This window comes from Shouchella oshimensis (assembly GCF_004375095.1).
GTDB classification, from domain to species: Bacteria; Bacillota; Bacilli; order Bacillales; family Bacillaceae_D; genus Shouchella; species Shouchella oshimensis.
This window is the reverse complement of record NZ_SNUX01000002.1, coordinates 792,346-812,951: the sequence shown is the minus strand read 5'-3', so window position 1 is coordinate 812,951 and position 20,606 is coordinate 792,346. Positions and strand designations below refer to the sequence as shown.

Here is a 20,606-nt window from a genome sequence, read left to right as displayed (position 1 = left end):
ATTTATCTGTCCTCCTTGAATGACGCGCTGCGACGGAATTGGAAGACGGCAAAAAGCGCGACGAGAATTCCAATAATAATGGAGATTGCTGCAGCCATACTATATTGAGAGTTTTCAAATGCAAGGCTGTACACCCACGAAATTAAAATGTCGGTGCTTCCTGCACTTTGCCCTCGTACTGGTGGTCCACCCTCATTAAATAGATAAATAAGATTAAAGTTATTAAAGTTACCAGCATACTGCATAATTAATAGTGGCGCTGTTGCAAATAAGACGTGTGGTAGCGTGATAAACCGAAACTTCTGTACACGACTTGCTCCATCCATATCAGCTGCTTCATACCAGTCATCAGATACACTTTGTAAAATACCAGTAAAGAGTGCAAAAACAAATGGAAAGCCGAGCCACACTTGAATCATAATTAACGCAATTCTCGTGTAGAAAGGATCAGACAACCACGGCACTGCAAAGTCAAACAACGGCACAAAAAGATCGCTGTTAATAGCACCAAATCCATCATTAAACATAGCAGCAAAGATAAGAATCGTAACGAAACTCGGGACAGCCCAAGGTAAAATAAGTACGGTACGAATAAGTTTTTTATACTTAATACGCTTGTCATTCACAATCACTGCAAGAAAAAGCGCAAGCGCAATTTGAAGAGTGGTTGCCACAACGGTCCAAACGATCGTCCACGATAGTACTGAGATAAACGTTTGACGCCAAATTGGAATTGTTGCTAAATCAATAAAGTTTTGAAAACCAACCCAGTTCAAAACATTTCTCGGTGGGGAATTGAACAAATTGTAATCCGTAAACGCAAGTATAATCATATAAAGAAGCGGAAATACCACCGCAAGTAATAGTAATGCTAAGCCTGGCAATACAAGTAAGTACGGAAACCCTTTATCCCAGGAATGCTTCGTTCTCTCACGTAAAGACGGAATCGCCTCTCCTTCCACTCGCATCTTCGCGACACGACGAGCATCTTTCATCGTTAACAACACCATAATTACTGCAAATACCGTTAGAAAGACAGCGACTATTCCTTGTCCAATTAAAACCCGAGAATCATCAACGCCATCTAATGTGCCGAGGGTAAATAACCCCCAAAAGCCCATATTAAAAATATCGTAAAACACAAAAATAAACGCAGCCGTAATAAGGAGAAGTAAACTCCCCTTTAACCATTGACGATTATATAGTTGTCCAATGCCAGGCACAATAGACAGAATGCCAGCTAGTTTGGGGTTGTGATTTTTCATCGGCGCTACTTCTTTCATTCTCGACCAGCCCCCATAATTTGTATTTCATCATTAATTAGTTCCACGGTTTCTTCTAATACTTCTCTTACATCATGTCCTTGAGATATAAAAACATTCGCATCCCCCATTGGCCCCCAAACCGCTGAAACCTCTGGAACATTAGGCATGAAATAAGCATGTTCTAACTGTTCTTGGAACCCCTCATAAAGCTCATCATCTAGGTTCACTTCTGCTCGTGCTGGAATCTCCCTTTTATGCTCAAAGAAAATTTGAGCGCTTTCATCATTTGTCATAAATACAGCTAATTCTGTTGCCCAACTAATGTGATCACTATACCCATTAACCATCCACGCTTTTACACCGCCAAGTGAGCGCATCGGATTTCCATTAACCGTTGGAAGTGGAGCTGTTTTTAATGAATCTCCAAGATTTTCTCCGTATTCAGCAATATTCCATGGCCCTGAAAAGACTGCTCCAACGCTACCATCTAGAAACAATCCGTTTAAAATATCTGCATTGAGATTTTGAGGCAAATACCCTTCTTGGTGAAACCGTTGCAAGACTTCTCCACCTTCAACGGCACCATCGTTGGCTAAGCCTAAATCAAGGGTATCGTAATCGCCACCATCTTCAGCAAAAATGTACCCCCCGTATGCATCGTAGAATGGATAAGCAAAGTACATCTCCTTCGACTCTAATAGAAAACCGAATTCATTTGTTCCTGCATTTGTATATTCCTCCCCTATGGCTTCGAGCTCTTCTATCGTTGTAGGTGGTTCGGAAAGAATATCTGTATTATAAAACAAAGCATAGGTCTCCACAGCAGCAGGAACGCCAGCAAGCTCCCCTTCATACGTAAGCGCATCCAACGTTCCTTCTAAATAACCAGCCTCTTGCTCAGGAGTCAACTCGATATCAGCTGCCAACCCTTGGAGTGTGATACTTCCAACCATATCGTTTGGCTGATAAAATAAATCAGGCCCTCCACCAGCAGGTGCATCTAGCGACATTGCTTCTAACTGATCACCCATACCAAACGGCGTAATTCGCACTTCGATTCCAGTCTCTTCTTCAAAATTATCACCAATTTCGCGATAGGCAACAAGTTCACGTTCATCATCATTAACCCATATATGAAGTGATTCTGGTTTATTTTCTTCTGTAGCTGGTTCCGTTTCAAGCTCTTCCAAAACCCCTTCTCGATCAGGGCCACATGCACTGAACAAGGCAAGAACTGCTATTGCACTAATTGGATACTGCCATTTTTTCATCTTAAATCCCCCCTACTCTATCGTTAACAAAGGCAAACGTTTGCATAAAAAGTTAAACCGTTTACATATCAATTTACATCCATAGTATACGGCTAATTTCACCAATAGGCAATATATAAATTTTCTATTAGGAAATCGTTTGCAAAAAAGATTGACACAGATCCTAAATCAACTATATGATTTACTAAAAACAAGCAGGAGGTATAGGATGAATCGAACTGGCATTATTCATACACAACAACACCACCATCTTTATTTAACATCGTCTCATGAAGCGATTATTCGAATACAAACGCCAAAAGGGGAAGGTGTAAACGTGACTATTATTCACGGAGATCCCTACGATTGGAAAGACGGTAGCTGGCAAGCAACACAAACAGAAATGAAGCTTCTTCAAACCGATGACCTGTATGACTATTGGTCTACGAGCGTTTCTATGCCGTATTCTCGTATGCGCTACGGATTTAAAATTAAAACAGAGACAGAGACTTTATTCTATACTGAACGTGGGTTTTATACCGAGCGTCCTGCTGAGATTTCTGCCTATTTCTGTCTTCCTTATGCACATGATACAGAAGTTTTTTCACCCCCTCCATGGGTACAAAACACAGTCTGGTATCAAATTTTCCCTGAACGTTTTGCAAATGGAAACCCTTCTCGCGACCCAGATACGACATTACCATGGGGGAGTGAACCACCAAAACCAGACACCTTCTTTGGCGGTGACTTAGACGGCGTTATTCAGCATCTAGATTACTTACAGCAACTAGGTATTACTGGTATTTATTTCACGCCTATTTTTGAAGCGTTTTCAAATCATAAATACGATACGATTGATTACTTATCTATTGATCCTCATTTTGGCGATGAAGACACGCTTCGCACACTTATTCAAGAAAGTCACAAACGAGGCATTCGCGTGATGCTTGACGCCGTTTTTAACCATAGTGGGTATTATTTTGCTCCATTTCAAGATGTGTTACAGCACGGGGAAAACTCGCGTTACAAAGACTGGTTTCATCCTTTTGAGCTCCCACTTCAACCAGATGGAGACCGTCCTAACTATGAGACATTTGCGTTTGTATCCTCTATGCCTAAACTAAACACGAAACACCCAGATGTGCGACAATATCTCTTGAAAGTGGCATCGTATTGGGTTGAAGAGTTTGATATTGATGGATGGAGACTGGATGTTGCCAATGAAGTTGATCATGACTTCTGGCGTTCGTTTCGAAACGAAGTAAAGAATTTGAAAAAAGACGTTTATATTCTCGGGGAAATTTGGCATCAATCAAGTCCGTGGTTACAAGGGGATCAATTTGATGCGGTTATGAACTATCCTTTAACGGATGCCATACAGGGATATGCTTTACACCAACAATCAAGTCACGACGCACAAGTTGCGTTAACCAAACATTTAATGAGCTACCCAGCGTCCGTCAACGCCGTTCAATTTAATATGCTCGACAGTCATGATACAGCACGAATCTTAACGACTAGCAAAGAAAATAAAGCGTTAGTGAAGCTACAGTACGCCCTTTTATTTTCATTCCCTGGCTCCCCTTGTATTTACTACGGAGATGAGATTGGCATGGCTGGAGAAAACGACCCAGGCTGTCGGGCTTGCATGATATGGGATGAAGCAAAGCAAGACAAAGACATGCTTGCTTTTCTAACACAACTGATCGCATTAAGAAAACATCATCCTGCATTTGGCACGTATGACGAGCTTTTCTTTCATCAATCTGACGACCCAGCAGTACTTCACTATCAAACATCTACAGCTGATGAAACCTTATATTTCGTATTCAACCGTAGTTTAGAAACCAAGTCGATTACACTTCCTAAGGAAAACCAAGAGCAATGGATGGATCTTTTTACTGAAAAAGCTTGTTCGACCACCTTCTTATTAGAACAAGAAAGCTTCCGCGTGTTACAATTAAAGCGCACATCATAATTGCTTTATTAACTTGCCAAGCGTATGAATGCGCTGGCAAGTTTTTTTACACGTATGAAACAAATGATAACGTTCAAATATAAAGGGGATACTAACTGAAATGGTCGATTCGCGTTCACTACACGAACAACTTAACCACAAAGTGGAGGAGTTATGGCAAGAAGAGCTTGAATTTTTAAAAACAATGATTCGCTTCCCTTCTTTAAGTGGAAAAGAACACCGCTTACAGCTCTTTTTAGCGGATTATTTAACGACGAAATTAAAATTACAGGTTGATCGATTTACACCAGCCATTCAACAGATTGAAAAACATCCCGGTTACTCTCCACCAAAGTGGACATATGAGTACAGTGATATTGTTATTGGTACCCATAAGGGAATTAACCCCTCAGAAGGGAAAACCCTTATTTTCCAAGGTCACGCTGATGTTGTCAGTGCTGAACCTGCCACAGAATGGGATTCTTCACCTTGGGAACCATTTGAAAAAGACGGACGCCTTTACGGGCGGGGAAGTGCGGACATGAAAGGCGGCATTGCCGCTATGATTTTTGCCTATCGTGCTGTTATTGAATGTGGCTATATGCCTAAAAATGACTTTATGATCCAAGTCGTTCCTGACGAAGAGCGCACAGGAAATGGTGCTTTAGCAGCCCTCGAAGCTGGCTATACTGCCGATGCTGCGCTTATCCCAGAACCGTTTGGCTTACAAGCATCTGTTGGTCAAGTGGGAGCGCTTTGGTTTGAAATTTCTTTACGTACCATAAAAAAAGATGAATATAAGCAAACCCAAACAAACGTTATTGAAAAACTTCATACCATTACATCTTCGCTAATGGCATTTGAACGCTATTTGAACCAAACTCGCTCTCATCTTGCCTTTTCCGATCAAGATAATCCAATCGATTTAAATATTGGTAAAGTAACAGCTGGCGATTTTGCTTCAAATGAACCGGTACATGCCACGATAGAAGGGCGCGTCGCTTTACTACCCGGGGAACAGATTAGTGAACGAAAACAAGAATTACTCGACTGGATTAAGCAAGAGACGAAGAATGACATATGGTTTAAAGAAAATCCACCAACTATTGACTTCTACGGCTTTCATGCCGAAGGTACGTTAAGCGATGACACTTCTCCATTGTTTCAAGAACTGGATGCAGCTCACGAACGTGTGACAAAAACGAAACCAACGCGACGTACACTTCCGTCTACAACAGACGCACGCCACTTTCAGCTTTATTACGACATCGATACGATTTGTTATGGACCGGTTGGCGGTCAATTTCACGAAGTCAATGAATGGGTTGATTTAAACAGCATAAAAGATGTGACAAAAGTGTATGCCACTTTTTTAGCTAATTGGTGTGGCGTTGAAAAAAAATAATAAAACAGGATGGGCCCTAATGGCGCACATCCTGTTTTTCGTAAACCCTTAAATGTGTACAGTTTTAAGCTGCCGTTAGTAAATAAAGTGGGTATTCGTTAAATCACGTTTTTTTGTTCTAACGTTTTAATGTCTTCTTTAGAAAAACCAAGCTCCAGTAAAACACTTTCATTATTTTCACCAAGGTCTGGTGCAATGGATCGAATACTCCCCGGTGTTTTTTCAAACTTCGGTACAATGCCTGGTACTTTAATTGAACCTAAACGAGGATGCTTTACTTCGACAATGTTCTCTCTCGCTTTATACTGTTCATTTTCAACTATATCAGCAATACTCATAACGGGACTTATTGGAACACCGAAATGGTCCAGTTTTTCAAGCAAGGATTCTCGCTCCTGCGCTTGAATCCACTTCTCCACAATTCCGTTCGTTTCATCGTTATGTTCTAGTCTACAGGCATTCGTATGATAGCGCGGATCTGTTAGCATATCTTCACGATCCATCGCTTTTGCCAAACGGTTAAACGTTGTATCTGTACTTGTTACGAGGACAACCCAGTGACCGTCCTTCGTTTGGAACGTTCCAGAGGGGGAAGAATGACCTGCCAATCCAGGCGCACGCTCACGTACTTTCTCTAGCTGGTCATATTCTGCTATAAGAAATTCCATCATCCGAAAAACGGTCTCGTAAAGGGCAATATCAACCATTTGTCCTTCCCCGTTTTCGTGGGCATCACGGTGATAAAGAGCGGTTACCGCGGCAAACGCTACATATATTCCACAAATGTAATCGGTTAATGAAAAAGGAGGACTAACTGGATGTCGATCAGTGAATCCTTGTAAATACGTATACCCACTAAACGCTGTCGCAGGTGTTCCAAATCCAGCTTTACTCTTGTAAGGACCTGTTTGCCCATACCCAGAAACCCGAATCATAATTAAGTTTGGGTTTAGTTCTTTCAGCACACCATAGCCAACTCCCCATTTCTCTAATGTTCCCGGTCGAAAATTTTCAACGAGAATATCATGCGTTACAGCTAACTTCTTTAAAATCCTTACTCCTTCTTCTTGATGAAGATCAAGAGTTAACGATTTCTTATTACGTGACAAGCCAGGCCATCGAAGCGGTTCATCCCCTTTAAAGGGTCCCACACTTCTCGATGTGTCTCCTCTGCCTGGAATCTCCACTTTTAACACATCAGCTCCAAAATCTCCAAGTAGGGCAGTTCCATAAGGAGCGGCAATCATTGTGGAGACGTCAAGTACTTTAACGCCCTCTAATGGTGTTCTCATTCTCATACACTCCTCTATTATTTTATGGAATACTGACGTGGGACTTTTTACTATAAGGTGAATAAATATCATTAATGTTCCATTGTCCATCAGTTGGTACTGGCTCGTTCCGCATTGCTACATCAAGAACGACTGGTTCGTTTGCTTCAATCGCAGCCTTCAGTTCATGCTTAAATTCAGCGGCAGACGTGATTTTTACTCCTTTTACACCAAAGCCTTTTGCGATTTCGGCAAAATTAGGTGTGTAGCTCTCGCCGTCTTTCTTAAACAACGTGCCGTATGTTGTGTCATAATGTGCCATCTCTAAACCAGCAATCGTTCCGTATGCGCTATTATTCATGACCACCCATACAACAGGGATATTCTCTTCTACAGCTGTTGCAAGCACAGACGGATTTTGACCAAATCCACCATCGCCAATAAGGGAAACAACTACTTTATTTGGTTGTGCAAGTTTCGCTCCTAGTGCGGCGGCAGATCCAAATCCCATTGTTGCATAGCCACCTGGCGTTAGAATCGAGCCTGGTGTATAAATTGGAAACTGCTGTCCAACACCATTTTTATTCCAACCGACGTCTGTTGTAATATAAGCATCTCGTGGTAACACTTCACGTACATCAGCTAAAATTCGTTCCGGTTTCATTGGGAAAGCATCGCTGGTTACATTTTCATGAATTGAAGCGCGTAATGACTTTCGATATTCTTGAATGTCTTCTTTTAGCTTCTCATTGCGATCCATTCCATTTGGATACAATTGTTTCGCAACTCGATTCAAAGCAACAAGAGCACGCTTCAAATCTGCTACTGCACCAATTTCGACTGGATAATTTCGGCCAATCTCACTTGGATCAATATCGATATGGATTAATTTTGTTTTCGGAAAATTGAACGTGACATTCTGATACCAAGAGCTTGAATCTGCTTCTGAAAAACGTGTCCCCATACCAAATAAGTAGTCCGCATTCTTTGTTTGATCATTAATAAATGTCGTTCCCCAAAAACCTGTCATCCCTACTGTTAACGGATGGTCATCAGGTAAAACACCTTTCCCCATTAACGAGTGGGCAACTGGAATATTCATATGCTCAACAAATTCTCTTAACTCTTCTTCAGCTTGGGATAAAACCACGCCTCCACCTGCATAAATAACAGGACGTTCTGCATTGGCTAACGTTTCAACAATCCGTTCAGCCGTTTCTTCATCTAATGCAGGTTTCTCAACCACTTGAGTGTGGTGCTTTAATAGAGCAAACTTCTCTTCATCAACTTCTTTTGAGAAGATGTCCATCGGAACCGATACAAGAACAGGTCCAGGCCGACCACTTTCTGCTAGTTGGAATGCTTTTTGAATAATTTCCGGGAATAAGTCTTCCCGATCCACACGCCATGCACGCTTAACGAACGGCCGATAAATCTCCCATTGTGCGCCATCAGCATGCATATTCACCTCTTGATGTGGATGCTTGCCGTAGTAATGACTAGGCACATCTCCGGCAATAACGACCATCGGAATGGAATCAAGGGCAGCATTGGCTACACCTGTAGCCGCATTTGTTAAGCCCGGACCTAAGTGACTGAGAACCACAGATGTTTTCCGCTTTGCTCGTGCATAACCATCAGCCGCGTGAGACGCAATTTGTTCGTGGCGCACATTAATAAATGTAATGGGACTCTTATCAAGTTCAGCTAAAACGGCAATATTCGTATGTCCACATAAACCAAAAACGTACTCTACACCACGACTCTCTAAATACGTTACAAGTTGTTCAGATACTAGTTTCTTCATGAGACAGCAGCTCCTTTAAATTGTAATACGATTTTGGCGTAATTCCCGCTTAACGCCATCTGATACGCTTCTTCATATTCATAAAACGGTTTTATTTTTGATATAAAGACCGTTGGATCAAACTGTTCGTCCAGAAGATACGTCACGCTTGTTTGGAAATCGGTTGGAAATTCATAAATAATGCTTCCGACTATTTTTTGCTCTTTTCTTACAACTTGCGCTACCGGTATTGTTGCTTCTGGCGTAATGCCAATGAGCAATAGCTCACCTCCAGGCTTCAAAAGCGAGAAGCACGATTCTACTGATTGTTTCGTTCCAGCTGCTTCAATAACAACATCATATTGATTGCCTGCTATATCCATTGGATGACCTAGCGTCATATCATGAAAGCTTCTTAACATAGCTAACTTGCTTGCATTTATATCAATTGCTGTCACTTCTCCACCAACATGTCTTGCTAAGGCAGCTGCAAGTAACCCTTCCGTACCACACCCGACAACTAGTACGCTCATACCTGGCTGAATTGTAATTTGTTTCATACCATGGACAATGACGGATAAAGGCTCGATGAGAACAGCAGCTTCATTTGATAATTCATCAGGTATGGGTAGGCAATAACGAGAATGAATATGAAGCTCTTCTGCAAATCCACCGTCACATGTAATGCCAATTGATTGTTTCTCTAGACAAATATTCGGCTTCCCTTTTAAACAAAACTCACACTTTCCGCAAAACGTGTTTGGCGTAATCACGACACGCTTACCTTCGTTTATATGGCTTGCTCGACTTTCTATTACCTCACCGACTACCTCATGACCGGGACGCAATGGATACTGGGCGTGCGGTAATCTCCCTTTAAAAACAGATAGATCCGATCCACAAATGCCTCCATAAAGGAGTTTTATTCTGACTTCTCCATCTTGTAATAACGGAAGTGGCAAAGCATCGCGAACGTGCATGACTTGTGGTTGATCTAAGTAGATCTCTTTCACCGTACATCTCTCCTTATAGTGTTAAAAAATCTTGTAGAACAACCATCTTCGTTTCACTCATTTCTTCAATGGCAAAGCGAGGACCCTCCCGACCGATTCCGCTCTGCTTAACGCCTCCATACGGCCAATGATCCAAACGGAAATTTGAGGTTCCATTTACGACGATGCCTCCCATATCAAGGGTTTGAACAACTTTTCTTACAACTGTTAACGACTGGGTAAACACCCCCGCTTGCAAACCGAACGCTGACTCATTAACCTCATGAATGGCCCACTCTACGTCACGATAAGGTATTAAACTAACCACCGGGCCGAAGACTTCTTGGCAAACTACTTTGCTTTCTTTCTTTGGATTGACAAGAATCGTCGGTTGTACCTGTGCTCCATTTGCAGACCCACCGTAAAGAATATCAGCACCGTCAGCAACAGCCTCCTTTACCCAGCTCGTAATACGTTTAGCTGTTTCCTTTGATACAACACAGCCGATATCCGTTTTCTCCTCAAGAGGATCTCCTACATGAAGAGCTTCTGTTTTTTCTTTTACCTTTTCGCTAAATTTCTGGAAGACCGATTCATGTACATAGACACGCTGCACAGAAATACAACTTTGACCTGAGTTACTAAAAGCAGTTTTTGTTGCAAGGGTTGCTGCCCGCTCTATATCCGCATCTTCGTGGACAATCGTGCCAGCATTTCCACCAAGTTCTACTAACACTTTTTTCATCCCAGCTAGCTTACTAATTTGTTGGCCTGCAGGCACACTACCTGTGAACGAAACAAGATTTGTTCGAGAGTCGGCAACAATGATTTCGCCTATTTCTCTCCCCCCGAGCACCATTTGAATGGCTTTACTCGGCATACCAGCTTCAAGCAGTAGCTCTACAAATGCTTTCGCAATAAAAGGTGCTTGTGGTGCAGGTTTTAATATGGTTACGTTGCCTGCAGCAAAGCTTGGACCAATTTTGTGGCAAATTAAATTTAACGGTGCGTTAAATGGCGTAATTGCTGCTATCACCCCAACTGGCACACGGAATGTAAGCGCAGTCGAACCTTTCCCTCTTGAAGATGCACCGCCTGGAATCGTTTCACCAAACTGGCGCTTTGCTTCTTCTGCTGACTGAATGAGGGTTTCTATTGAACGCCCCACTTCATCTCGGGTATTTTTTAACGCTTTTCCTACTTCTAAAGAAATTAATTGAGCAAACGCTTCTTGACGCTCTTCCATTAACGTTGCCGCTTTATAAAGAATGGCAGAACGATCAACGGCTTCTAGTTTCTTCAACTCATTCTTATATCGAAATGCCGAAGCAAGTGCTTCTTCTACGCCTTGTTCATTTGTCTCGTATTGATAGCCAATTAATTCGTTTGAATAAGGGCTTCTTACTTCTACACCTTGATCTTCTAAGGTCGCACCCCATTGTCCATCTATAAACGACTGTGCAGATTTCACTGTCATCATTCTCCTTCCTCCCTTGCGCTCTTACCTGTATAGCGCACAAGAGCTTCTCCATTCGGACAAGGTCCTTTTATTAACGTGCCTTTTTGTAATTCCTCATACGCATGAGCAACAAATCCCATGCCTCTTGATAAAGCAAAAATTCCTTTTGCTGCTTCAGATGGTACACCTAGCTCACACTGAATGGCTGCTGAAATACCATCAACGTTAATCGTAAGGGTACGTTTCTTTCGATGAGATATGATTTGACGGAAGTCTTCTAACAAGCGTAAGTACACCCCTGAAATATCACCTTCCTCAATCAATAATTGAGACAATTCAATAAGTCGCTTCACCCTCGGATCGTCATCATGCAATTGATGTCCAAAGCCGGGCAGTTTTTTTCCTGCTTGTAAAAGTCGATCTAGCTCTTCTGTAACGCTTCCCCGTCCTTCGTCAACTGCCTCCTTTGTAGCATACAAAATGGACATAGCCCCTTCCACCGCACCACCATGCACATCACCAAGCATATTTATCCCTGTCGCAACTGCCGAATTAAATGTAACGCCACATGTAGCAGCCATTCTCGCCGCTGCAATGGATGGCGCACGCGGACCATGATCAGAGCCAGCAACAAGAACGCTTTCAAACAATGTAGCTTTACGTTCGCTTAACTCTTCACCGACCAGAAGAAAATAGAGCATTTGGCTGTAGGTCACATTTCCAATTAAGTCTTCTACTCTTTTGCCTCTAATGATAATGCTGTTTTTCTTACAATCGCTAATCTCCGTTTCCCACCAAGCGCCACCTTTTTTATACGTTTCTAATGCGCTCCGTCCTGCCATATCCTCACAACCTTTTTTACTAAATTTTTAGATTATACTTGTATACAAGTATAAGTGTATCATACCATCTTTCGTTTGTTCCACTATCGATCTAGCAAAAACAATGAGAGCTGTGGTATGAAAATGACTAGCAGTAAATTAAAAATTAAAATACAGACAAATGGTAGAGCTGCTTTTGATACAGTGACGATGGATAGATTTGAAAGACTCGATGCTACAAACAAATTGACACCGATTGGTGGTGTAATAAAGCCAATTGCTAAATTCAAAACAACGAGCATGGCGAAATGAATCGGATCATAACCTAACTCCATTCCTACTGGTACCAGAAGAGGAGTAAAAATAATAATTGCTGCCGTTGTATCCATTACGGTCCCGACTACTAGCAACATCGCAGTAATCAACAAGATAATGATGAGTTGGTTATCGGAAATACTAAGAATACTGGAAGCAATTTGCCCTGGCATTTGTTCAATGGTCATCACTCGTCCAAATACCGTCGCTGCAGCTATAATAAAGAGGATCGTTGCCGTTGTTAGCGCTGAATTTCTTAAAATAGCAAATAGTTGATGCCACTTTAATTCTTTGTAAAGGAAGAATCCAGCTAATAAGCCATAGACAACAGCTACAGCAGCTGCCTCTGTTGGGGTGAAAAAGCCACTATAAATCCCACCAAGAATAATAAACGGGACAAGTAAAGCCCATTTCGCATCCCAAAACGCTCTTCCTACTTCTTTCATTGAGAAGCCTTCTTTTGACCCCTTATGTCCCTTTACTTTTGCATAGAGAAACGAGTAGATGACTAAACTAATTGTGACGATAAGTCCTGGGATCACCGCCGCAATAAACAAGTCTCCTACAGAAACACCACTGGTCACACCATAGACAATTAACGGAATGCTCGGCGGCAGTATGACACCAAGTGCACCGGCGGCAGCGATCAGAGCTGTTGCAAACCGTCTATCATACCCCATTTCAATCATTGCTGGAATCATAATCCCACCTACAGCAGCTACCGTTGCCGGTCCAGAACCAGAAATTGCGGAGAAGAAAAGACACGTTATCACCGCAGCCATGGCAAATCCGCCGGTAAAATTACCGACAAGTGTTTTTGCAAGCACAAATAGCCGTCGTGACAATCCTCCTTTAGCCATAAGTTCTCCAGCCAAAATAAAAAACGGTACAGCCATAATCGGAAAGGAATCGATGGCTGTTATAAAACTTTGGATAGCAAACTCAAATGGCATATTTCCGGCTACTACTAAAGCGAGTAATGAAGCTAAGATGAGCGCAATGCCGATTGGAGCACTTAGAACGAGCAAACTTGCAAAACTACCAAATAAAACCACTGCCGTCACGATCATCCCTCCCCCTATTGTTCATTGTGAACTTCCTGAATGTTCTTTCCCCCATTCAGTCTGTATGGTTTAGCATGCAAATAATGCTCAAATTCTTGCTTCATCTTTTGACTAATCCTTAAGGCTGTTAAAACCATACCAAGAGGCGCTGCCATGTACACATACCCCATTTTTATTCCAAGGCCCGGGGTCACTTGTCCAAGCCGAAAGATTTCCATACTCATCGCACCGCCATAAATGATGATAAATACAGCGAATAACAGAAAAAGGCCATAGACAATCAAGTGTAGGATGACTTGTTTCTTTTCAGTTAAAAACGATATAATCGTGTCAATCTTTATATGCTTTTCTTGTTTGACACCATAACTGATTCCAATAAAGACAAGGTAAATAAAGCTATAGCGAGCTAATTCCTCTGACCACCCTAAAGAGGTTCCTAAAACGAACCGCATAACAATCTGGAGAAATATAGCTATCACCATGGTAGATAAAATAACGACTAACAGAACTTCTTCTACATGACGTTCAATTAACTGGAAGACCTTCATAGCCCCTCCTATTCCTGGCTGTCAGCTTGTAATGCTTGCTCAATACGCTGAACCCAACCATGATGATCTTCTTGATTTCCAAACCGTTCTCTAACCGGGTTGCTTGCTTCAATCCAACGTTCTCGTTCTTTATCAGTTAATTCAGTGATCGTAATACCCTTCTCTTCCAGATAAGCACGACTGACCCGTGCCTCTTCTTGATTTGCTAAACGTTGAGAGGCTTGCACTTCGTCTGCCACTTCTTCAATGGCTTGTCTTTCTTGAGGCGTAAGTATTTCCCAAAACGCTTTACTGACCATAAACGGACTAGCATTGTAGATATGATTGGTCATCGTCAAATATTGCTGAACCTCATAGAAATGACTGTTTACAACGTTTCCAATTGGATTTTCCTGCCCTGCAATCGTTCCTTGCTCTAGGCCAATGTACAATTCGCTATAATTCATTGGTGTTGGATTAGCTCCTAATTCACTCCAAATTTGCATATGCCACTGATTTTCAAGTGTACGAAGGTCTAATCCTTTTACGTCTTCTAACTCCTTAATCTCCTTTACATTGTTTGTCAATACTCTGAATCCGTTTTCAAAATAGTTAATACCAACTACCTTTTGCGCTTCTAACTCAAATAACAGCTCTTCGCCGATTGGACCATCTAGTAATTCATACGCTTCACTTTCGTTTTCAAACAAAAAAGGAAGTTCTAACACATTAAACGTTGGTGCAAATTGTGCAATCGGGCCCGTAGACATTGTTGCTGCTTGAATGGTATTAAATTGCATCCCTTCAAATAACTCTCGATCCCCACCTATTTGGCTATTCGTATAGACCTCTACATGAATAGAGCCGTCTGTTTCTTCCTCTAAGCGGTCAGCAAAGTGATAGAGTGCTTGGCTTAAAGAACGATCTTCAGGTGTTGTGTTGGCAATTCTCATCATCTTTGGCTCTTCAGCATGACCAGTTACACTACACGCAGCCAGTGAAATGAAGCAACTGGCTAACAACAATTGACGTTTCATACCTGTTCCCCCTTTTAACGGACTACTTTATTAGCGTATTCGCAAGGATATTCACTTTTCTCTCTTCTTCAATGGATAGACGCATAGCTTCAATCACTTCCAACGTTTTTACTCCGTCTTCACCAGGAACCCGAGCCTGTTCAATTCCTTCTATAACAAGGATAAAGTGCTTAAGCTCTTCGACAATAGGATCAACGAACTGGTCTATTGTCAATGTTTCTTCAACTAAAGCATGCTCCCACCCATACGCAGACTCATCATAGCGATACATACGCATGCTAGGAAAAGCAATACTTCCTTTCGTTCCAAAAAAGTAGTAGCAATCTTCCTCATAAAATGGATATTTGCTATTTTCTCCCATGGTGAACTCATACGACCAAGGAGCAGGAACACCATCTGTTAAAAAATAATTGACAGTCGCACCTGTATGTAAATGCAGTATAGCCGATACCGAGTCTTCTACACGGTTGCCGCGTATTAAACTCTTAGCTGTCGCGTAAACGCTTTCAACTTCACTGCCAGTTACATAACGTAAATTGTCGATATCATGTATCCCGTTAATTAGTAACGGGCCGCCGCCTTCATTCATTCGCCATGTCTCATCATAGTATGGCCGATCTTTTGCTAATGCCCACATGAGGTTTACACCAATCATGTCGCCAATTTTTTTTGTTTCAAGTGTTTGCTTCAATAGATTTATCTTGCTCGAATAACGACGATGATGGCCTACTAGTAAGTTTACCTTCCTTTTCTTACAATACTGAACCATTTCAACACCTTGAACCGTTGTGTCGGCAATTGGTTTTTCCACTAGACAATGCACGCCTGCATCAGCACAATACGTTACAGCTTCATGATGTAGTTGATTTGGTAATGTAATAATTACTCCGTCTAACGACTGTTCTTGAATTAATTGTTTATAATTCTCATATAACGGAACATCTAAACAATTCGCACGTTGTTTCGCTAAATCGTTAATACCAGCTACAGCAACTAGTGAAACCCCTTTCATTTTTACAATTGCTTCAGCAAATTGAAAACCATGATTTAAGCCGAGTACAGCCAATTTCAATTTTCCCTCACCACCATTCAATACTAGTATACAAGTATACTTAAAAAGGAAACCCAATTACGATTGGGCGTTAAAATAGTCAGGATATTTCCTCATAATATCATCATAATAATTGGATACATTGCGCAAGTGGCTTACTAAAACCTTTTCAACTTCTAAAACGTTGTTTTGCTCAATTAGTGTGACCAGTTGGTCATGATCCTCAATAATTCGGTCCATTTCTCGCGTTTCAAAAAATTCAAGATAACGCATCCGATTCACATGTCCACGCACTTGACGGACAATACTTGTTAACGTTTGATTTCCACATATGTCTAACACTTTGTCGTGAAACACTTCGTCGTACTGGTAGAAATCATCTACTTGATCGTTTTCAGCGGCATAGCGTTGTTCAGCTATTATAGCAAGCAAATCTTTTTTTGCAGCTTTATAGATGCGATTGCTACTATCCCAGAGGTTCGCCACTTCTTTAAAAGCTGTCACTTCTAAGCTTTCCCTTACCCGATAAGATTCCTGTACTTTTTTCTTGGAAATGTATTGAACTTGTATGCCTTTCTGTGGCTTGATAGCAAGAAATTCTTCAGATGCAAGCAAATGGATCGCTTCTCTTACTGGTGTCCTGCTAATGCCTAATTCCTTAGCAATATCATTTTCATAAATCATTTGTCCAGGCTTGTATTTCAGCGTAATAATGTCTTTATAAAGATAATGATAAGCTTCACTAGCTAACGTCTTTCGCTCAACAGATAATTTTTTCACTCGATTCAACTCACTATTTGTCCTGAATACTCTAAATTATATATGGGTACTAGTATACATGTCAATAGCTAGAATGTCTTTGTCGCTTTACCTTTATATACCTACACTACCAGCAGCTCATGGTCAATAGCAATAAAAATCCCCCTTTTTAACCAAACGTTACAGAGGGGGATTTTCCTTTTATTTTAACTTTATTGGCGTTCGTTTCACAACGAGATAGATAAAGGAAAACACAATGGTAACTAAAGCACCAGTTCCAATGAATTGAAGAACAGCAGGCAAATCATCAACGAGCGAACTAGACCACATAGATTGATTCAGCCCTAAAAAGCCGAGGGCAAACACAATAAATACTAAGCCAATTACCCATCCATACCGATAAAAGCCTACACTGATAAACCAGCCTACTGCATAATAAAACAAGAGTTGCAAGACAAAAAAGAGCATGAACAAAAGGGAAGAGTCAAGAAATTGGAGCCCCTCTGAAAAAATATCTATGGTTATCGTAATGGATTGACTGTCATTTGCTATAGTCGTTCCTTCGGTTTGATCGGAAATAACTGACTGATTTCCAACTACAAATGCCTCTATCAGAGAAAGCAATTTCACTATAAATGCCATTGTGACGGCTAACAAAATGGAAGAGACAATCGTACTTTTATAGTATCTTTTTCGCGTTTGTCCAAGCTGATAATAGTAACCTAAAAACGCATATGCCGATATAATCCCCAGGACAAGCAGAAAAATTCTTGAAGGTCCAAACGATAACAGGATAAACGGCTGAATCGTTCCTTCAAAATAAAAAGCTAAAGCAAGCAACGCGCCTTGAAACAATAGTACAAAGAGCAGAAACCATAAGAACCATCTAAATTGCTCTTGATAAAGGACTTTTGTTAATTGATTCATTCTAGTCACCCTCTTTCTTCTGTTAAAGCGATAAATAAATCTTGTAAAGGCATTTGACTAATCGCTATCTTATGTGTATTGCATTGTTCACGAACATGCTCTCCTAATTCACCAAAGACAGAAACAGCTTTTGTTGTTCCAAGTACTTGTTCCCGTATAACCTTTAATCCTTTTGTGAGATTGGATACTATTTCTGCATCTCCTGTCAGTGTGTTCCCTTTCTCTACTGCTGTTTGATAGGATTCGTCGAGAGTAAATTGACCATTTTCTATAATTTTCACTTCATCAAATAAATGTTCCATTTCCGAAACAAGATGGGTCGATACGATAAACACTCTCGGAAACCGTTCTTGCTCGTCTAACAGTTCACTGTAAAAAAGCGTTCTTGAAGGTGCGTCCATCCCAAGATAGACTTCATCAAAAATCGTAACAGGTAAACGACTGGCGAGGCCTAAAATTACTTGGGTCACAGCTTCATTTCCTTTTGATAATTTATTCATTCGTTTCGATGTTTTTAAGTTGAATTTTCGTGCAAGCTCATAGGCATAATCCAAGTCAAAGTGTTCACGAAATTGCTTCGCTTTTTTAAACACGTCTTCTACCTTTGAATGATCCATATCACGATCTAAATCATTTCGCTGATAGAATAATCCGATTGCTGAAATGGCGTCTTGGTTTTCAAACAGTGGCTTATTGTTATATAAAATCATACCTTCTTTTGCTTCTCGAGCACCTGCTAGCAATGAAAGGAGCGTTGTTTTTCCTACTCCATTCCTTCCTAATAGACCATATATTTTGCCCTCTTCGAATTGGCTAGAAACATTCGTTAAGATCTGTGTTTTTCCATATGAGAAACAAAGGTTTTTAATTGTAATCATGCTTTTCACAACTCCCCTTTCTTAATTTCCTTTACATATTGAATGATTTCTTGTTCACTAATGCCTAGACGATTTGCTTCTTCGACCATTTTCAGCACGTATTTATCCACAAAATCTAACTTACGACTATAAAGCAATTTTTCTTTGGCTCCTTCTGAAACAAACATACCAATGCCTCGCTTTTTGAAAAGAATGTTCTCATCGACTAACATGTTCACTCCTTTTGCTACCGTAACGTGATTCAAGCCATAGAATTTCACTAGTTGATTAGTTGACGGGGCTTGCATCCCTTCTTTAAGTTGGTCATTCACGATTTGATCCTCTAGTAACGCTTTAATTTGCAAATACAAGGGTTTATCGCTATTCGTTAGATGATTCATTTGCACCTCCATAATCGACTTATGGTTATATAGTTATGTATATAACCGTATCAGTATAAATGTGACATGTCAACAAAAAAAAATGCTTTGGCTCATTTATGCCAAAGCATTGTATCTTTTAATAAAAACCTAATTGACCATCTTCCTCTTGCCACTTACCTGTCTTACTCTTCTTATGATCTTCTTTCATCCGCTTGATCAAACGGTAGAGATCAACGGTTCCTTTTTGATGGCTTTCTAGTGCACAACTTACAAAAAGCTCATTTAATTGAGCAAAAGAAAAACCTTCAGAATGCTTGATCACTGCAGCAATTTCCTCTGGTGACAAGAGTTTGTCGAACTTCTTCTCGTGAACATACTGTTCTCTCAGTGATTCATCCGGTAGCGCAAATTCGTATCCCCGGTCAAATCGGCCAGCGCGATTCATCAATCCCGGATCAATTTCTTCGGGATAATTTGTTGTCCCAATTAAGAATATGCCTTCTTTCGATGTAGCCCCGTCTAAAGTATTAAGGAAATAGGAACGAACTCCATCTGGCATAGAATCGATATCTTCAATAATTAATATAATAGGAGCTAAACGATTCGCCATTTGAAATACTTGGGCAATGGACTCACTAGACGTGAACTCTGTAATCTGCCAGTAAGCAGCTGGGGCATCTACCGTATGAGCAATGGACTTTGCTAAGGTTGTTTTTCCATTTCCTGGAGGTCCGTAAAGTAAAATGCCGCGTTTATAAGGAATCTGATAGGTTTCAAAAAAGGATCGATCTTCTTCAAAGAAACAATCGAGCATTTGATAAATTTCTTCTTTTATCTCGTGTTTCAATAACACATCTTCCCGCTTTACTCGCTTTGTGATTGGTTGATGCTCATGATTAAGACCATCCATTCCATCTGTAAAAATAAGCAGCTCGTTACGACTCTTTTGCCATAATCGTCCTTTTATTGTTTCTAAAAAACGTTCCATAGCGAGTGAGCTTGTAGCAAAAACACATTCCACATTTGTTAAATGTGCACCATCCATTATTGGAATTTGTGCAAAAGCAATGCCTTGATCACGATAGGCATATACGTTATTGCTTAACGCCTGCTTCACTTTATAAATTGGTTCATCACCTTCTGCATCATAAGTAAACGAATAACGCTCCATTTTTTCAACAATCATCGCTACATGCTCCAACTGATCGTTATTCGTCATGAGGTCCTCTTCAAATAGAGACCATAATTCAAAATGATATTCATTTATTGTGAATACCTCATATGTCTCATTGTATGTAGATTCTAATCGATCTAATATGCCTTTTACTGTCATTGATAAAGCTGGGTAACCAGATGCACTCTGATTGTTTTCATTTTCAAATGAAATAATAGAAACCATTCTAACCTCTCCGATCATTTCGCATAAATACACTACTACTATACATTGTCATACTCGCTTGCGTCACTTTATTTTTATAAA

18 protein-coding genes are annotated in these 20,606 nt (G+C 40.7%); 2 read left to right on the top strand and 16 right to left on the bottom strand.

Annotation, left to right across the window (positions count from 1 at the left end):
* Window positions 1-2 precede the first annotated feature (2 nt).
* On the bottom strand, window positions 3-1,283 hold the full coding sequence (locus tag E2L03_RS10015; protein WP_038477387.1) for a sugar ABC transporter permease: 1,281 nt from the start codon (window positions 1,281-1,283) through the stop codon (window positions 3-5).
* Window positions 1,280-2,536 (bottom strand): sugar ABC transporter substrate-binding protein, encoded by a 1,257-nt coding sequence (locus E2L03_RS10010; protein WP_038477384.1) that lies wholly within the window; start codon window positions 2,534-2,536, stop codon window positions 1,280-1,282. Before E2L03_RS10010 ends, E2L03_RS10015 begins: the two co-directional genes overlap by 4 nt.
* Before the next feature lie 208 nt (window positions 2,537-2,744).
* On the opposite strand from E2L03_RS10010, the gene E2L03_RS10005 reads away from it, so the two are divergent.
* Window positions 2,745-4,493 carry a glycoside hydrolase family 13 protein gene (locus E2L03_RS10005; RefSeq protein ID WP_134259109.1) on the top strand — a complete coding sequence of 583 codons (1,749 nt, stop codon included), beginning with the start codon at window positions 2,745-2,747 and terminating at the stop codon, window positions 4,491-4,493.
* A 100-nt stretch (window positions 4,494-4,593) separates the two neighbouring features.
* Window positions 4,594-5,877: an ArgE/DapE family deacylase gene (locus tag E2L03_RS10000; protein ID WP_055735604.1), complete on the top strand. Its 1,284-nt coding sequence runs from the start codon at window positions 4,594-4,596 to the stop codon at window positions 5,875-5,877.
* A gap of 98 nt (window positions 5,878-5,975) precedes the next feature.
* On the opposite strand, the gene E2L03_RS09995 is transcribed toward E2L03_RS10000, so the two are convergent.
* The 14 genes from E2L03_RS09995 to E2L03_RS09930 form a co-directional block, all read right to left on the bottom strand.
* Window positions 5,976-7,175, bottom strand: a complete 1,200-nt coding sequence (locus E2L03_RS09995; RefSeq protein WP_134259108.1) for a CaiB/BaiF CoA transferase family protein — start codon at window positions 7,173-7,175, stop codon at window positions 5,976-5,978.
* Between the two features lie 16 nt (window positions 7,176-7,191).
* A complete protein-coding gene (locus E2L03_RS09990) occupies window positions 7,192-8,955 on the bottom strand; it encodes a thiamine pyrophosphate-binding protein (RefSeq protein WP_134259107.1) in 1,764 nt (587 codons plus the stop codon).
* A complete protein-coding gene (locus tag E2L03_RS09985; RefSeq protein ID WP_243839520.1) occupies window positions 8,952-9,947 on the bottom strand; it encodes a zinc-dependent alcohol dehydrogenase in 996 nt (331 codons plus the stop codon). Before E2L03_RS09985 ends, E2L03_RS09990 begins: the two co-directional genes overlap by 4 nt.
* Window positions 9,948-9,960: 13 nt before the next feature.
* Window positions 9,961-11,403: an aldehyde dehydrogenase family protein gene (locus tag E2L03_RS09980; protein ID WP_055735720.1), complete on the bottom strand. Its 1,443-nt coding sequence runs from the start codon at window positions 11,401-11,403 to the stop codon at window positions 9,961-9,963.
* Window positions 11,403-12,227: a citryl-CoA lyase gene (locus E2L03_RS09975; protein ID WP_134259106.1), complete on the bottom strand. Its 825-nt coding sequence runs from the start codon at window positions 12,225-12,227 to the stop codon at window positions 11,403-11,405. The genes E2L03_RS09980 and E2L03_RS09975 overlap by 1 nt, the downstream gene beginning before the upstream one ends.
* Before the next feature lie 83 nt (window positions 12,228-12,310).
* Window positions 12,311-13,591 carry a TRAP transporter large permease gene (locus E2L03_RS09970; protein ID WP_206698865.1) on the bottom strand — a complete coding sequence of 427 codons (1,281 nt, stop codon included), beginning with the start codon at window positions 13,589-13,591 and terminating at the stop codon, window positions 12,311-12,313.
* 8 nt (window positions 13,592-13,599) lie between these two features.
* Window positions 13,600-14,133, bottom strand: coding sequence for a TRAP transporter small permease (locus tag E2L03_RS09965; RefSeq protein ID WP_124741487.1), 534 nt, complete (start codon window positions 14,131-14,133; stop codon window positions 13,600-13,602).
* 8 nt (window positions 14,134-14,141) lie between these two features.
* Window positions 14,142-15,149, bottom strand: coding sequence for a TRAP transporter substrate-binding protein (locus tag E2L03_RS09960; protein WP_124741486.1), 1,008 nt, complete (start codon window positions 15,147-15,149; stop codon window positions 14,142-14,144).
* A gap of 22 nt (window positions 15,150-15,171) precedes the next feature.
* Window positions 15,172-16,221, bottom strand: coding sequence for a Gfo/Idh/MocA family protein (locus tag E2L03_RS09955; protein ID WP_166740264.1), 1,050 nt, complete (start codon window positions 16,219-16,221; stop codon window positions 15,172-15,174).
* A 57-nt stretch (window positions 16,222-16,278) separates the two neighbouring features.
* A complete protein-coding gene (locus E2L03_RS09950) occupies window positions 16,279-16,980 on the bottom strand; it encodes a GntR family transcriptional regulator (RefSeq protein ID WP_243839523.1) in 702 nt (233 codons plus the stop codon).
* A 180-nt stretch (window positions 16,981-17,160) separates the two neighbouring features.
* Window positions 17,161-17,886, bottom strand: a complete 726-nt coding sequence (locus tag E2L03_RS09945; RefSeq protein WP_134259103.1) for a hypothetical protein — start codon at window positions 17,884-17,886, stop codon at window positions 17,161-17,163.
* A 5-nt stretch (window positions 17,887-17,891) separates the two neighbouring features.
* A complete protein-coding gene (locus tag E2L03_RS09940; protein WP_134259102.1) occupies window positions 17,892-18,764 on the bottom strand; it encodes an ATP-binding cassette domain-containing protein in 873 nt (290 codons plus the stop codon).
* 5 nt (window positions 18,765-18,769) lie between these two features.
* Window positions 18,770-19,144, bottom strand: coding sequence for a GntR family transcriptional regulator (locus E2L03_RS09935; protein ID WP_038477350.1), 375 nt, complete (start codon window positions 19,142-19,144; stop codon window positions 18,770-18,772).
* Between the two features lie 118 nt (window positions 19,145-19,262).
* Window positions 19,263-20,525: an AAA family ATPase gene (locus tag E2L03_RS09930; protein WP_134259101.1), complete on the bottom strand. Its 1,263-nt coding sequence runs from the start codon at window positions 20,523-20,525 to the stop codon at window positions 19,263-19,265.
* Window positions 20,526-20,606: the final 81 nt, after the last annotated feature.